The sequence below is a fragment of the Pandoraea sp. XY-2 genome, from assembly GCF_004193915.1.
In the GTDB taxonomy this organism is placed as follows: Bacteria; Pseudomonadota; Gammaproteobacteria; order Burkholderiales; family Burkholderiaceae; genus Pandoraea; species Pandoraea cepalis.
Map to the genome: position 1 here is coordinate 524,885 of NZ_CP030849.1, position 13,200 is coordinate 538,084.

At 64.8% G+C, this 13,200-nt stretch carries 12 protein-coding genes; 9 read left to right on the forward strand and 3 right to left on the reverse strand.

The genetic code is table 11. The features are described from left to right. Window positions 1-9: 9 nt before the first annotated feature. The 8 genes from DRB87_RS02345 to DRB87_RS02380 all read left to right on the forward strand — a co-directional run bounded on the left by DRB87_RS02345 (window position 10) and on the right by DRB87_RS02380 (window position 9,506). Window positions 10-894: an N-formylglutamate amidohydrolase gene (locus DRB87_RS02345; RefSeq protein WP_130024726.1), complete on the forward strand. Its 885-nt coding sequence runs from the start codon at window positions 10-12 to the stop codon at window positions 892-894. Continuing rightward, window positions 894-1,673 carry an IclR family transcriptional regulator gene (locus DRB87_RS02350; RefSeq protein WP_017235605.1) on the forward strand — a complete coding sequence of 260 codons (780 nt, stop codon included), beginning with the start codon at window positions 894-896 and terminating at the stop codon, window positions 1,671-1,673. The genes DRB87_RS02345 and DRB87_RS02350 overlap by 1 nt, the downstream gene beginning before the upstream one ends. 289 nt (window positions 1,674-1,962) lie before the next feature. Continuing rightward, window positions 1,963-2,931 (forward strand): ABC transporter substrate-binding protein, encoded by a 969-nt coding sequence (locus DRB87_RS02355; RefSeq protein WP_130024727.1) that lies wholly within the window; start codon window positions 1,963-1,965, stop codon window positions 2,929-2,931. A gap of 14 nt (window positions 2,932-2,945) precedes the next feature. Beyond that, a complete protein-coding gene (locus DRB87_RS02360) occupies window positions 2,946-3,782 on the forward strand; it encodes an ABC transporter permease (protein ID WP_206100061.1) in 837 nt (278 codons plus the stop codon). 10 nt (window positions 3,783-3,792) lie between these two features. Then, window positions 3,793-4,587, forward strand: coding sequence for an ABC transporter ATP-binding protein (locus tag DRB87_RS02365; RefSeq protein ID WP_130024728.1), 795 nt, complete (start codon window positions 3,793-3,795; stop codon window positions 4,585-4,587). 44 nt (window positions 4,588-4,631) lie between these two features. Further along, window positions 4,632-5,918, forward strand: a complete 1,287-nt coding sequence (locus DRB87_RS02370) for a dicarboxylate/amino acid:cation symporter (RefSeq protein ID WP_130024729.1) — start codon at window positions 4,632-4,634, stop codon at window positions 5,916-5,918. 373 nt (window positions 5,919-6,291) lie between these two features. Continuing rightward, the gene (locus tag DRB87_RS02375) at window positions 6,292-8,145 is read left to right on the forward strand and encodes an ATP-binding protein (RefSeq protein WP_240756267.1); all 1,854 of its coding nucleotides are present in this window, start codon (window positions 6,292-6,294) and stop codon (window positions 8,143-8,145) included. Further along, the gene (locus DRB87_RS02380; protein ID WP_370363386.1) at window positions 8,142-9,506 is read left to right on the forward strand and encodes a sigma-54-dependent transcriptional regulator; all 1,365 of its coding nucleotides are present in this window, start codon (window positions 8,142-8,144) and stop codon (window positions 9,504-9,506) included. Before DRB87_RS02375 ends, DRB87_RS02380 begins: the two co-directional genes overlap by 4 nt. Before the next feature lie 20 nt (window positions 9,507-9,526). Here the strand turns inward: DRB87_RS02380 and DRB87_RS02385 are convergent, their stop codons facing one another. Then, entirely contained in the window at window positions 9,527-10,021 is a 495-nt protein-coding gene (locus DRB87_RS02385) for a TlpA disulfide reductase family protein (RefSeq protein ID WP_370363388.1), read from the reverse strand. 211 nt (window positions 10,022-10,232) lie between these two features. Beyond that, window positions 10,233-10,829, reverse strand: a complete 597-nt coding sequence (locus DRB87_RS02390) for a thioredoxin (protein ID WP_240756150.1) — start codon at window positions 10,827-10,829, stop codon at window positions 10,233-10,235. 249 nt (window positions 10,830-11,078) lie between these two features. On the opposite strand from DRB87_RS02390, the gene DRB87_RS02395 reads away from it, so the two are divergent. Next, on the forward strand, window positions 11,079-11,618 hold the full coding sequence (locus DRB87_RS02395; protein WP_130024732.1) for a hypothetical protein: 540 nt from the start codon (window positions 11,079-11,081) through the stop codon (window positions 11,616-11,618). A gap of 22 nt (window positions 11,619-11,640) precedes the next feature. Here DRB87_RS02395 and DRB87_RS02400 read toward each other — a convergent pair whose 3' ends face one another. Next, the gene (locus DRB87_RS02400) at window positions 11,641-13,179 is read right to left on the reverse strand and encodes a YifB family Mg chelatase-like AAA ATPase (RefSeq protein ID WP_130024733.1); all 1,539 of its coding nucleotides are present in this window, start codon (window positions 13,177-13,179) and stop codon (window positions 11,641-11,643) included. Window positions 13,180-13,200: the final 21 nt, after the last annotated feature.

A 13,200-nucleotide genomic window follows, 5' to 3' on the forward strand; every position in this document is an offset into this window, starting at 1 on the left:
GGAGACTGCATGTCCCGTCAGGTCACCGAGGGCCGATATTTTGTGGAAGCGCCACAAGGGGGCCTGGGGAGGCGTTTGCCTCTGGTGATCGACGCACCGCACAGCGGGCATGTGTTTCCCCCCGATTTCGACACCATTGCGCCGACGGCTGCGATTCTCGCGTGCGGCGATGCTTACGTCGACGAGCTGTGGTCCGTGGCCACGCATCACGGCGCGACGCTCGTTGCCGCGCTTTTCCCGCGCGCCTACATCGACGCGAACCGCGCCGAGCACGACATCGATCCCGAATTGCTCGCGAGCCTGTGGCCGCTCGACGCACGTCCGCAAGCGTATAGCGAGCGCGGTGTCGGCCTGCTGCATCGGTTTGCCGCGCCGAACGTGCCGCTCTACGACCGGCGACTGTCGGTGGCCGAAGTCGAGCGGCGTATTCATGACTATTACCTGCCATACCGTCACGCCCTGCGCGATGTGCTCGATGCCGCCTGGCAGCGGCACGGTGCGGTCTGGCACCTGAACTGTCATTCGATGCGTTCGCGCGGCGGGGCGCTCGATGTCGATGCCGGCATATCGCGTGCCGACGTGCTCGTGAGCGACGGCAGCGGCACGACGGCCGATCCGGCCTTCTCACGCTGGATCATCGCCGAGTTCACACGACTGGGCTATCGCGTGGCGTACAACACGCCGTGCGGTGAGGACGGCGGCGGCGATCTGGTACGTCACTTCGGACGCCCCGAGCAGCGGCGCTACAGTGTGCAGATCGAGCTGAATCAGGCGCTTTATCTGAACGAATCGCGCGTGGAGAAGCATGACGGTTTCTCGACGCTGCAATCGCAACTTGGCCAATTCGCGGCGGCGCTCGCCGCCTATGCCGAACAACATAGTGAGGAAGTTTGATGGACTACACAGTCGCTTCGGTCGATACGGCGCTTACGCTGCTGTCGCTGGTCGGGGAGTGTCCTGGCCTGGGTGTGACGGAACTGGCGCATCGCGCCGGCCTGAACAAGTCGCGCGCCTTTCGTCTGCTGGCAACGCTCGAGCAGCACCGCTGGGTGGTGCGCGAAGGCAGCCCGGTCACCTATGTGCTGGGCGCACAGGCCCTGGTGTTGGGCGTGGCGGGGCACGAGCAGGTCAATCTCGTGAAGGTCGCCCATCGCCATCTTCAGGTGCTCAATCGCGCGCTGAACGAGAATATCCAGCTTCGCGTACGCGACGGGCTCGAGTCGCTGTGCGTGGCACGCGTCGAGTCGACCCACGAGTTGCGCGTGCACGGCGTGGTCGGCAATCGTCGTCCGCTGTATGTCGGCGCATCAGGCCGCGTGCTGCTGGCATTCGCGTCCGACGATGTTCGCGCGCAGGTGCTGGGGCGTCCGCGCAAGCGCTACACCGCAGGCACGCTCATCGAGCGCGACGAGCTGGCTGCCGAGCTTCTCAACGTGCGCCGTCAGGACTGCGCGGTGAGCTTCGGTGAACTGGCGCCCGAGGCCGTATCGGTCGCGGTGCCGGTACGCGATGCCTCCGGCGAAGTGATCGCGTCGCTGTCGGCGTCTGGTCCGTCGTCGCGCATGACGCGGGCCCTGCTGCCCGACATCTCGTCGCGCCTGTCGGCCTGTGCCACCGAGATCTCCGCTGCACTGGGCTATCAGACGCCCCTGCCGGAAGCGCTGTCCGCCTGAGCGAGTGGTCGGGCCGCGTCGCTGATGCGACCTCGGGATTTGCCCTTGCGCCGTGTGCGACACACCACGCGTCGTGGATTTTCTGGAAATCCAGAAAGTCTATGGCCTCGTTTTCCAGGTTTCCGTATTACCGATCTTCGGGTTTTCCACAGCTTCCATTATTAAAATCAAAGACTTGCGTTGTTGGCATGGGTATTGCTTTTGTAGAGCACGTGCTGCCGCATGATCTGGCGTCCCTACGGGAATCCAGACGCGCCCGGCAAGCCGTCCCAATAAGAGAGGAGACCTTATGTTCAAGCAATGTCTTGCCGCTGCGGCGCTGTGCGCGGCTTCGTTACACGCGTTCGCCGACGATGTCGTGCGTCTGGGAAATCTGAAGTTCGCCCACTACGGCGCGGTGTCGTACATGAAGGTCATCGGGCCGAAATACGGTCTGAAGATCGAGGAGCGGATGTTCGCCAAGGGGGTGGACATCATGCCGGCGATCGTGGCGGGGCAGGTCGATGTGTCGGCAAGCGCGCTGGATGCCGCGATTGCGGGGCGTGCGCAGGGCGCGCCGATCTACGCCGTGGCCGGGTTTGCGAAAGGCGGTGTGCGCCTTGTCGCAAAGAAGGGATTGCCGATCACCAAGGTGGCCGACCTCAAGGGCAAGAAAGTGGGCGTGGCCCGGGGCGGCGCCCAGGAGTTGATTCTGTACGCCGAGTTGGCCAAGGCCGGCCTGACGTGGTCGGATAAGCCGGGCAAGGACGTGCAGATCCTCTTCATGGCGTACGCCGACCTGAACCAGGCGCTGGCCGCCGGCAGCATCGATGCGATGTGCCAGTCCGAGCCGCAGGCGTCGCAGGCCATCAACAAGGGCTTCGGCGTGGAAGTGCTCAAGCCGTACGACACGCCGCTCGGCGAACCGGTGCGCGCCCTCGTGATCACCGAGAAGCTCTACAAGGAAAAGCCCGACGTGGCGCAGCGCCTGATGTATGCGTTCGTCGAAGCCACCAACTTCTTCATCCAGCACCCGCAAGCGGCCGAGAAGTTCGTGCGCGAGGACATGTTCAAGAATCAGATCACGACGCAGGACTTCTCGGATGCCATCGGCAACTCGCCGTATAGCTACGACCTGAGCACCTCGCATGTGCAGCTCACGACCGACCTGATGAAACAGTATGGCGTGGGCCGGCTGCAGGATCCGGTGCCGAAGGCGGACGACTGGGTCAAGCTCGACCTGCTCGCCAAGGCGAAGACCCACTTGAACATCAAGTAAAGCGAGGCGAACGGATGGCCGCTGTGCTTGCTTCTTCGGGCGCGATGCGCACCGCGCGCATGATGCGCGGTGTGTTGATTCCGCTCGCGGTCGTGGCGATCTGGCAGATCGTCACGGGCCTCGGGTGGATCAACCCGATCATTCTCCCGTCGCCGCTGGCCGTTGTCGCCAAGTGGTGGCAATACCTCAAACCGACCGTGACGATGGCCGACGGCGTCGGCGCGTGGCTGAATTCGAGCGAATTGCTCATGGATGCCGCCAACAGCTTGTATCGCGTGGTCATGGGCTTCCTCGTGGGCGCGGTGATCGCGTTGCCCCTTGGCCTGCTCATGGGCACCAGCAGCCGCATCTATGGGCTGTTCAATCCGCTGGTGCAGGTGGTGCGCCCGATTCCCCCGATCGCCTACATTCCGCTGGCCATTCTCTGGTTCGGCCTGGGCAATCCGCCGGCGTTCTTCCTGATCGCGCTCGGGGCGTTTTTCCCTGTGCTGATGAATACCATCGCGGGCGTACGTCATGTCGACGGCATCTATCTGCGCGCGGCCCGCAACCTCGGGGCGAGCCAGTTCACGATCTTTCGTCGCGTCATCATGCCGGCGGCGACGCCGTACATCCTGTCGGGCATTCGCATCGGCATCGGCACGGCGTTCATCGTTGTGATCGTGGCCGAGATGATCGCCGTGAACAACGGTCTCGGCTACCGCATTCTGGAAGCGCGCGAATACATGTGGTCCGACAAGATCATCGCCGGCATGCTGACCATCGGTCTGCTCGGCCTGGTGATCGACCTCGGCATGGATCGTCTCAACAACCACCTGCTCAAGTGGCACCGTGGTCTCGAAACCAAGTGAGGCGAGCGACATGCTGATCGAAATTGAACACGTGGGTAAGCAGTTCCCGATTCCGGGCGGTGTCGTCGATGCGCTCAAGGACATCGACCTGAGCATCGGCGCGGGGGAGTTCGTCTGCCTGCTGGGACCGTCGGGCTGCGGCAAGTCGACGCTGCTCAACGCGCTGGCAGGATTCGTGCAACCGACCTCGGGCGCCATCCGTATCGACGGTCGTGCGCATGCGGCGGCCGAGCCGGGCCCGGATCGCGGCATGGTGTTCCAGGAGTACGCGCTGTTTCCGTGGATGACGGTGGCGCAGAACATTGCCTTCGGGCTGGAAATCAAGGGGATGCGCCGCGCCGAGATCAACGAGCGCGTGGACCTGCTGCTCGGCAAGCTCAACCTGCGCGAGTTTCGCGACCGGTTTCCGCGCGATCTGTCGGGCGGCATGCGCCAGCGCGTGGCGATTGCCCGCGTGCTCGCGCTCGACAGCCCGATCCTGCTCATGGACGAGCCGTTCGGCGCGCTCGACGCGCTCACCCGCCGCACGTTGCAGGACGAGCTGCTGCGCATCTGGGAGGAGTTCAAGAAGACGATCATTTTCGTCACACACAGCATCGAGGAGTCGATCTATCTGGCCGACCGGGTCGTCGTCATGACGTACCGGCCGGGCACGGTCAAGCGAGACATGGTCATCGACCTACCCCGTCCGCGCGACACGGCAGGCAGCGAATTCAATGAATTGAAGAAGACGTTGGCCCAGATGGTGATGGAGGAGCAAATGCGCTTTGCGCAAAGCGAAATTCGCGGCGTCACCGCGGATTGATAACAAGGGCGGTGGCTTGCCCCGCCGCCTGAAGAGGAAACAACATGCAAACTCAGACCAAAAAACCCTTCTACCGCATCCTGTACGTACAGGTGCTGATCGCCATCGTCATCGGCATCGTGCTCGGTCACTTCAAGCCCGATCTGGCCGTGCAGATGAAGCCGCTCGGCGATGCGTTCATCAAGCTGATCAAGATGATCATCGGCCCGGTGATCTTCTGTACCGTCGTGACCGGTATTGCCGGCATGGAAGACATGAAGAAGGTCGGCCGCGTCGGCGGCAAGGCGATTCTCTACTTCGAAATCGTCTCGACGCTCGCGCTGATCATCGGTCTGGCCGCGACCCACATCCTGAAGCCGGGTGCCGGGTTCAACGTCGACATCAATGCCCTCGATCCGAAGGCGATTTCCGGTTATGCCGCGAAGGCCGCCCACGGCGAGACGTTCGTCGACTTCCTGATGCACCTGATTCCGAGCACGATCACCGACGCGTTCGCCAGGGGTGAGATTCTGCAGATCCTCGTGATCGCCATCCTGTTTGGCGCCGCCCTGGGCATGATCGGTGAGCGCGGCCGTGTGGTGACTAACTGGATCGACAGCGTCTCGGGCGTGCTCTTTCGCGTGGTGCACATCATCACCAAGGTCGCGCCGCTGGGGGCCTTCGGTGCGATGGCCTTCACGATCGGCAAGTACGGCATCGCCTCGCTGGTGCCGCTCGCGAAGCTCATGGGCACGTTCTACCTGACGTCGTTCCTGTTCGTGGTCGTCGTGCTGGGTCTGATCGCCAAGTTCACGGGCTTTTCGATCTTCCGTTTCCTCGCCTACATCAAGGAAGAGCTGCTGATCGTGCTGGGCACCAGCTCGTCGGAAGCGGCACTGCCGCACCTGATGGAGAAGATGGAGAAGGCCGGTTGCTCGAAGTCGGTGGTGGGTCTGGTGATTCCGACCGGTTACTCGTTCAACCTCGACGGCACCAACATCTACATGACGATGGCCGTGCTGTTCATTGCGCAGGCGACCAACATCGATCTGACCTGGGGCCAGCAGCTCACGCTGCTCGCCGTGGCGATGCTGACCTCGAAGGGCGCCTCGGGCGTGACCGGCGCCGGCTTCATCACGCTGGCCGCCACGCTCGCCGTGATCCCGACGATCCCGGTGGCCGGGATGGTGCTGATTCTCGGTATCGACCGCTTCATGAGCGAGTGCCGTGCGCTGACGAACCTCGTCGGCAATGGCGTGGCGACGATCGTCGTGTCGGCCTGGGAAAAGGAGCTGGACCGCAACAAGCTCGCGCAGGCCATGTCCAAGGACCGCGAACCTGAGCTGGCCTGACGGCCGGCGGCGGGGGCGGGAGCGTCACGTGAGTCGTTTCGCGTGACGCCACCGGCTCCCGCCAACGCAAGATTCGCCACCGGGCGGCGCGGCACAGGCACAATAGCGCCTGAGCTTCGCCGCCCGGTGGTCCTTTGGTTTTTCCTGGTTTTGCGATGACGACAGGCGGCACGACCGCGCCGCCTGCCGCCATCGCCAGAACCGGCCGTCATCGACGTCGACAAGGCGTACGCTGCGACCCAATGGCCACTCAGCACGACAACCCGATTCGCCCACGTGAGCGCCAAGCACCGGCAGGTGCCTCCGCTTCACGTACGGACGCTTCGCCCCCCGGCGCGACGAAGTCCCCATCGATTTCGAGAGGGCCGTGCCGATGCGCCGTTGGTCGTGGATCGCCGTCATGCTGTTGGCGAGCGTTCTGTTCTGCTGGTTGACGTACGCCCTGAGCTGGCAGCGCGGCGTGGCCGACCTGCGCGTGAACGCCGGCGCGCGGGTCGAGCGCTACGCGGGCAGTCTGCGCAGCACCGTCGATCGCTACGAATTCCTGCCGTATTTGCTTTCGCTGCATCCGGATGTGCGCGATCTGCTGCTTCATCCGAACGATCCCGCGGTCGTGCAGCGCGCCAACGATTATCTGTTCGACGTGAACCAGCGCGCCAAGGCATCGGCCGCCTATGTGATCGATGCCAACGGGATCGCGCTGGCCGCGAGCAACTGGCGCGAGAAGGCCACGTTCGTGGGGCAGCAATATCGTTTTCGCCCGTACTTCATCGATGCGATCCGCGGCGCGCTGGGCCGTTTCTATGGCGTGGGTACGACATCGGGCGAGCCAGGGTACTTCGTCTCGCAGCCGATTGTGGTGGATGGCCAGATTCGTGGCGTAGTGGTCCTCAAGCTCAACCTGGAGTGGTTCCAGCGTGCAGGTGCCGACGCCTCCGAGCCCGTCGTCGTGGCCGACGATCACGGCGTGATATTCCTGTCGTCCGAGCCGCGCTGGCAGTATCGGGCGCTCGCACCGCTAACCCCCGCGGTGAAGGCGGCGCTCGACAGCTCGCGTCAGTACTACAACCAGCACATCACGCCGCTCGCCTGGAGCGAGGACGAGCGGCTCGACGCCGACGGCGAGGTCGTGACCGTGCGCGACGGACGCGGCGCAGGCAAGATGCGCCGCTTTCTTGCGGTGCAGCGCAGGCTGGGCGAGCCGAACTGGACGCTGATGTACTTCGCGCCGCTCGATCAGGTGATCGCCAATGCCCGGATCGCGGCGGTGGCGGCGGGCTGTCTCGCGGCGTTTACCTGCTTGCTGGGGGTGGCATGGAACCAGCGGCGTCAGCGCGTACGCGACATGCTCAAGAGCCGTGAGCTGTTGCAAGCGGCGTACGCGGAACTGGGCGAGCGCGTGGCCGAGCGCACCGCCGATCTGCAGTCGGCCAATGAACGCTTGCAGACAGAGGTGCAGGAGCGCTCGCGCACCGAGCACGAACTGCGCGAGGCACAGAGCGAACTCGTGCAGGCGTCCAAACTCGTGGCGCTGGGGCAGATGGCCGCCGGTATCACGCACGAACTCAATCAGCCGCTCTCGGCGCTGCGCAGCTTTTCCGACAACACACGGGTGTTGCTCGAACGCGCTGAGTACGGCGCGGCGCAGGAGAACCTGGAGGCCATTGCGTCGCTCACCGACCGCATGGGCAAGATCACCGGGCAACTGAGGCTCTTCGCGGGCCGATCGCGCCGTGGCGACATGGAGGCGTCGGTGCGCCGCGCGCTCGACAATACGGTGACGCTGCTGCGAGGGCGTCTGGCGGACATCCCATTGACGACGACGTTTGCCGACGGATTGGACGACGTGTACGTGGCCTGCGAAGGACTGCGTCTCGAACAGGTGTTGATCAATCTGGTGGGTAACGCTATCGACGCGGTGGGAAGCGTTTCCAGCCCGCACGCACCGCCGTCGATCTGGATCGATGTGGAGGCCGACGACCTGTGGGTGCGCATTTACGTGCGTGACAACGGGCCGGGCATTTCGGAGGCACATATGCCGCGACTGTTCGAGCCGTTTTTCAGTACCAAGGAGGGGGGGCAGGGCATGGGGCTCGGACTCGCCATCTCGTCATCCATCGCCCAGGAGAACGGCGGCCAGTTGGTCGCACGCAACGTTCCTGGCGGTGGCGCAGAATTTCTCGTGACGCTGCGCCGCGTGCAACGCACCGGCGCGACAATCGCATGATGTACAAGAACCTTCAGATCTTATTTGTCGAAGACGACGAACTCGTGCGGCGTGCCACGCTGCAGAGCCTGCAACTCGCCGGACTCGACGCCTTCGGGCTTGCCTCGGCCGAAGCCGCGCGCGAGCGCATCACGCCGGATTTCGCCGGCATCGTCGTGTCGGACATTCGCCTGATCGGCATGAGCGGGCTTGAGCTGCTTTCGCATCTGCGTCAGCACGCGCCCGAGGTGCCCGTGATCCTCGTGACCGGTCACGGCGATATTTCGATGGCCGTACAGGCGATTCGCGATGGTGCCTACGACTTCATCGAGAAGCCGTTTGCGCCGGACCGTCTGATCGAATCGGCCAAGCGTGCGTTGGAAACACGCAAGCTCATGCTGGAAAACCAGGCGTTACGGCGCGAACTGGCGGAACAGGGCGGACGCGCCTCGCGCATCATCGGACGCAGTCCGGCAATGGAGACGCTGCGCACGCTCATCGCCAACGTGGCGATGACCGATGCGCCGGTGCTCATCAACGGCGACACGGGGACGGGCAAGGAGCTGGTGGCGCGCAGTCTGCATGAGTTGTCGCGCCGCCGCGATGCGCCGTTCGTCGCGCTGAACTGCGGTGCGTTGCCCGAGGCGATTTTCGAGAGCGAGATGTTCGGTCACGAGGTTGGCGCGTTTACCGGCGCGGCCAAACGTCGCATCGGAAAGCTCGAACATGCGTCGGGCGGCACGCTGTTTCTCGACGAGATCGAGAGCATGCCGCTTGCGTTGCAGGTCAAGTTGCTGCGCGTTTTGCAGGAGGGTGTGCTGGAACGCTTGGGCTCGAATCAATCGGTTCGTGTCGACTGCCGCGTGGTCGCAGCTGCGAAGGGCGATATGGAAGCGCTGGTGCGCGAGGGCACATTCCGTCGCGATCTGTATTACCGGCTGAATGTGGTGACGTTGGCGTTGCCGCCGCTGCGCGAGCGTCGCGAGGATATCCTGCCGCTGTTCGAGCACTTCATGCTGGACGCCGCCGTGCGTTATGGACGTCCGGCGCCCGTGGTCTCGGATCGGATGCGTCAGGAGCTGATGCAGGCAGACTGGCCGGGCAACGTGCGTGAGCTTCGCAACGCGGCGGATCGTCTGGTGCTCGGTGTGGCGAGTGCGCCCGAGGGCGACTCGCTTGCGCCGCTGCCGCTCAAGGAGCAGGTGGACCGCTTCGAGCGCGCCGTGCTGCAAGAGGCGCTGGAGCACAGCAAGGGCAACGTGGCGGCGACGGCCGAGGCGCTGCATGTGCCCAAGGCAACGCTGTATGAAAAGCTCAAGCGTTACGGTCTACACACGCGCGGTCAAGGCGATGGAGGCGAGGGCGGTCAGACGATGCGGTGACGCGGCCGGGCGCGGCGTCGTCAAGCCTGCTTGCCCAGCGCCGTCTCGATGAGTTTGTCGAGTTCCGCATATTCCGGCTCGCCGACGTATTGCTTGAGCACCTTGCCATTGCGGTCCACGACGAAGGTCGTCGGGGTGAGCTGGACGTTGCCGTACTGCCTGGCCACGCTGCCGTCGGAATCCATCGCCACCTTGAACGGCAGTTGGCGCGACTGGGCATAGTTCACCACATACATTGGCGGGTCGTAGCTCATGGCGACGGCCACGAATTCCAGCCCTCGGCCTTTGTACTTCTCGTACGTCTGCACCATCGTCGGCATTTCCTTCATGCACGTTGTGCAGCTCGTCGCCCAGAAGTTCACGAGATAGACCTTGCCCTTGAGTTGCTCGGTGTCGAGCTTTTGTCCCGAGAGCAGCGTGAACGTCGCCTCGGGCGCGCGCTTCTGACCGTAAAACGTGAAATACGCAGCGATCGCCACGATTGCGACGATCGCAATGGCGAGGATCTTGCTCATGGGAGACTTGCGGGTGGTCGTAGCGCTCATGACACAGCCGTGTGGGAGGATGGTTCAATGGGTGACAACGATTCTACTCTGATTTCCAACTCCGATTCTGCCGCCCCGATCCCGCTGCTTCGGTAGCGCCGCCGCGATCGTGCCGCTTCGATTCCATTGCCCCGATTCCAGCGCACCGATTCCACAGCTCCGATTTCACGGCCCCCGATGCTCAGCGCGTCACGGTGGCGCGTCCAGCGCGCAGCTGGGTGCGGCCTTGCGAGATGGCGTCGTCGAGATAGGCGCCATAGAAGTCGGGGAGCCCTGCGCCGATCAGCGGGTCGGCGACGGGGCGTCCGCTCGTATCGAGGAACAAAACCGTCGGCGACACCTTCACGCCGTGAGCGCGCGCCCAGGCAACGCCGGTTGTCGTCGAGCCGTCGAACTCGCGCACGGGCGCTGTGCTGTCCATGCCGATTTCGCGGACCTCATATTTTCCACTGCGCACGAGCGGCGCAAGTTCGCGCTGACGGATCGGGCCGCAATACACGCAGTCGCGCAGCGATACCAGCACGATCAGCGGGGCGTCGAGCGAAGCGGCACGGCGGGCGTGAGCGGCGAAGTCCGTCGCCAGCGGCACGCTGGCCTGTGCTTGCGCCGCACGCGTACCGTCGTTCTGCGCGGGCGTTGCCGCGCCGCCTCCGCCGTTACGGGGTGACGTGACGCTTGCGGTTTGCGCCGACGCGAGATTCCCTGCGACGGGGCGCGGGTTACCGCCCGATGCCGGCGCCGCGGCCGTCGTGCCAATGGCGAATACCGTCGTCAGCACCGCCAACCCCCTGACAAGGCTACCGGTCCTTTGCAGGGGCGCTACGGCTTGACGCCCGGGCATGAGCGCCCGCGCGGATGCAATCGCCCCGCGACTGTCGCGGACGCTGGTAGGCAATGGGCGGGATGAGTCGGCCGTGGCGCGTTTCATGCCGCCGATGATACCGGGATCTGCAACGGCGCGTTTTTCGTGTCGCAACACATGGCGGATAATGGCAATCTCCTTCCCTTCAGGCTCATCCTCCTGTCTATGAATCGCGTTGTCCGTGTCTACGTCCTGCTTGCCGCGACCATGGTGCTCGCCGCCTGTTCCCCTCGCTACGATTGGCGCGAGGTGCACGACAAAGACGGCGGGTATGCCGCAACCTATCCCGCCAAACCGACGCAGGACGCGCGCGAAGTGAAGTTCGCCTCCGGCCTACTGCCGATGCGCATGCAAGCCGCCCGGGTCGATGCGGCACTCTTCGCCGTGGGCGTGGTGACGCTGCCCAAGGACGACGCGACGCTACGTCAAGCAGTCCTCGCCGAGTTGCAGCATGGCTTGCTCGCGAACGTGAACGACGGGGCCGCCGCGCCGGTGCAGGTCATGGTGCGTCAGGCGGGCGACGCGCCTGCGATTCCAGGACTGGGCGTATCCGCGCAAGGCAAGGCCAGCGACAAGACCGAGCGTTACGTTGCCGCCCGTTTCGTCGGACGCGGCAATCACGTCTATCAAGTTGTCGTGCTGGCGACGAAGGCTCCCGCGAAGGACCAGGTCGACCAATTTCTCGATTCGTTCACGTTGGAGTGATGGCCGCTGCGCTGCGCGCCCGTCACGATGACGGGGCTTCGCGGTATTGCACGGCCTCTGCGACGTGATCGGCATCGATATCGCCAATGCCTGCGAGATCGGCTACCGTGCGCGCCACGCGCAGCACGCGATGATAGGTGCGTGCCGACCAATGGTGTTGCGTCACCGCGCGGTGCAGAACGTCCTGCGCGTTCGGCCGCAGGGCGCATTGCGCCTCCAGCGCACGGCTCGACAGGCCACTGTTCAATTGGCCCTGGCGAGATAGCTGGCGCTCCCGCGCCTGGCTGACGCGTGTCGCCACGACCTCGCTGCGCTCGCCGCTGGCCGGCGCGGCGAACATCTCGGCGCTCAGCGCCGGCACCTCGACGTGCAGGTCGATGCGGTCGAGCAGCGGGCCCGAGAGACGATTGCGATATCGCGCCACGGCCTCGCTCGTACAGCGGCAATTGCGCGACGGATGTCCCAGGTCGCCGCACGGGCACGGGTTCATCGCGGCCACGAGTTGAAACGCGGCAGGGAACGTGGCGTGTCCGCCCGCGCGGGAGATCGTGACATGGCCCAACTCCAGCGGTTCGCGCAGGACTTCGAGCACGCGGCGCTGAAATTCAGGTAGTTCGTCGAGAAAGAGCACCCCGCGATGGGCCAGGCTGATTTCACCGGGCCGCGGCGCGCTACCTCCGCCCACCAGGGCCGCGGCCGACGCCGTGTGATGCGGCGCGCGAAACGGTCGCCGGCCCCAGTGGCGCATATCGAATCCCTGTACGCTCAGGCTGGCCAGCGTGGCGGCTTCCACGGCCTGTGCCTTGCTCAGCGCCGGGAGCAGTCCCGCGAGCCGCGTCGCGAGCATCGACTTGCCGGTACCCGGTGGACCGTAGAACAGGATGTGATGTCCGCCCGCCGCCGCAACTTCCAGCGCGCGCTTGGCGTGCTCTTGTCCCTTGATATCGCCCAGGTCGGGGAGGTCGCTTGCTTGCGCGACGCCGCTGTCGGCCGACGCCGCCAGCGCCAGTGGGACAACGGCGCGCGGCAGCGGCGTCGCCACGTCGGGCTCGGCGAGATGTGCGCAGACATCGAGCAAGGTGCGCGCGCCATAGACAGTGGCGCCCTCCACCAATGCGGCTTCCTGCGCGCTTCCCGCAGGTAGCACGAGCGCACGCGCCGACGGCTCGGCCAGCATGGCGCTCGCCATCGCCAATGCCCCGCGAACCGGACGCAACTCGCCGGTGAGCGATAACTCTCCCGCAAACTCGTGCGAGCGCAATCCGGCGTCGGGGAGCTGACCGCTGGCCGCAAGGATGCCAAGCGCAATCGGCAGATCGAAGCAGCCAGACGCTTTGGGTAAATCGGCCGGCGCCAGATTGACCGTGATGCGCCGGGCGGGGAATTCGAACCGGCAGTTCTGCAACGCCGAGCGCACGCGCTCCCGGCTTTCCTTGACCTCGGTATCGGGCAGGCCGACCAGCGACAGGCCGGGCAGCCCGTTCGCCAAGTGCACTTCGACGGTGACCGCGCGGGCCGCCATCCCCGTGATCGCACGGCTGCTGACAACTGCCAATGACATCTCTCCTCCTTCGAACGATTG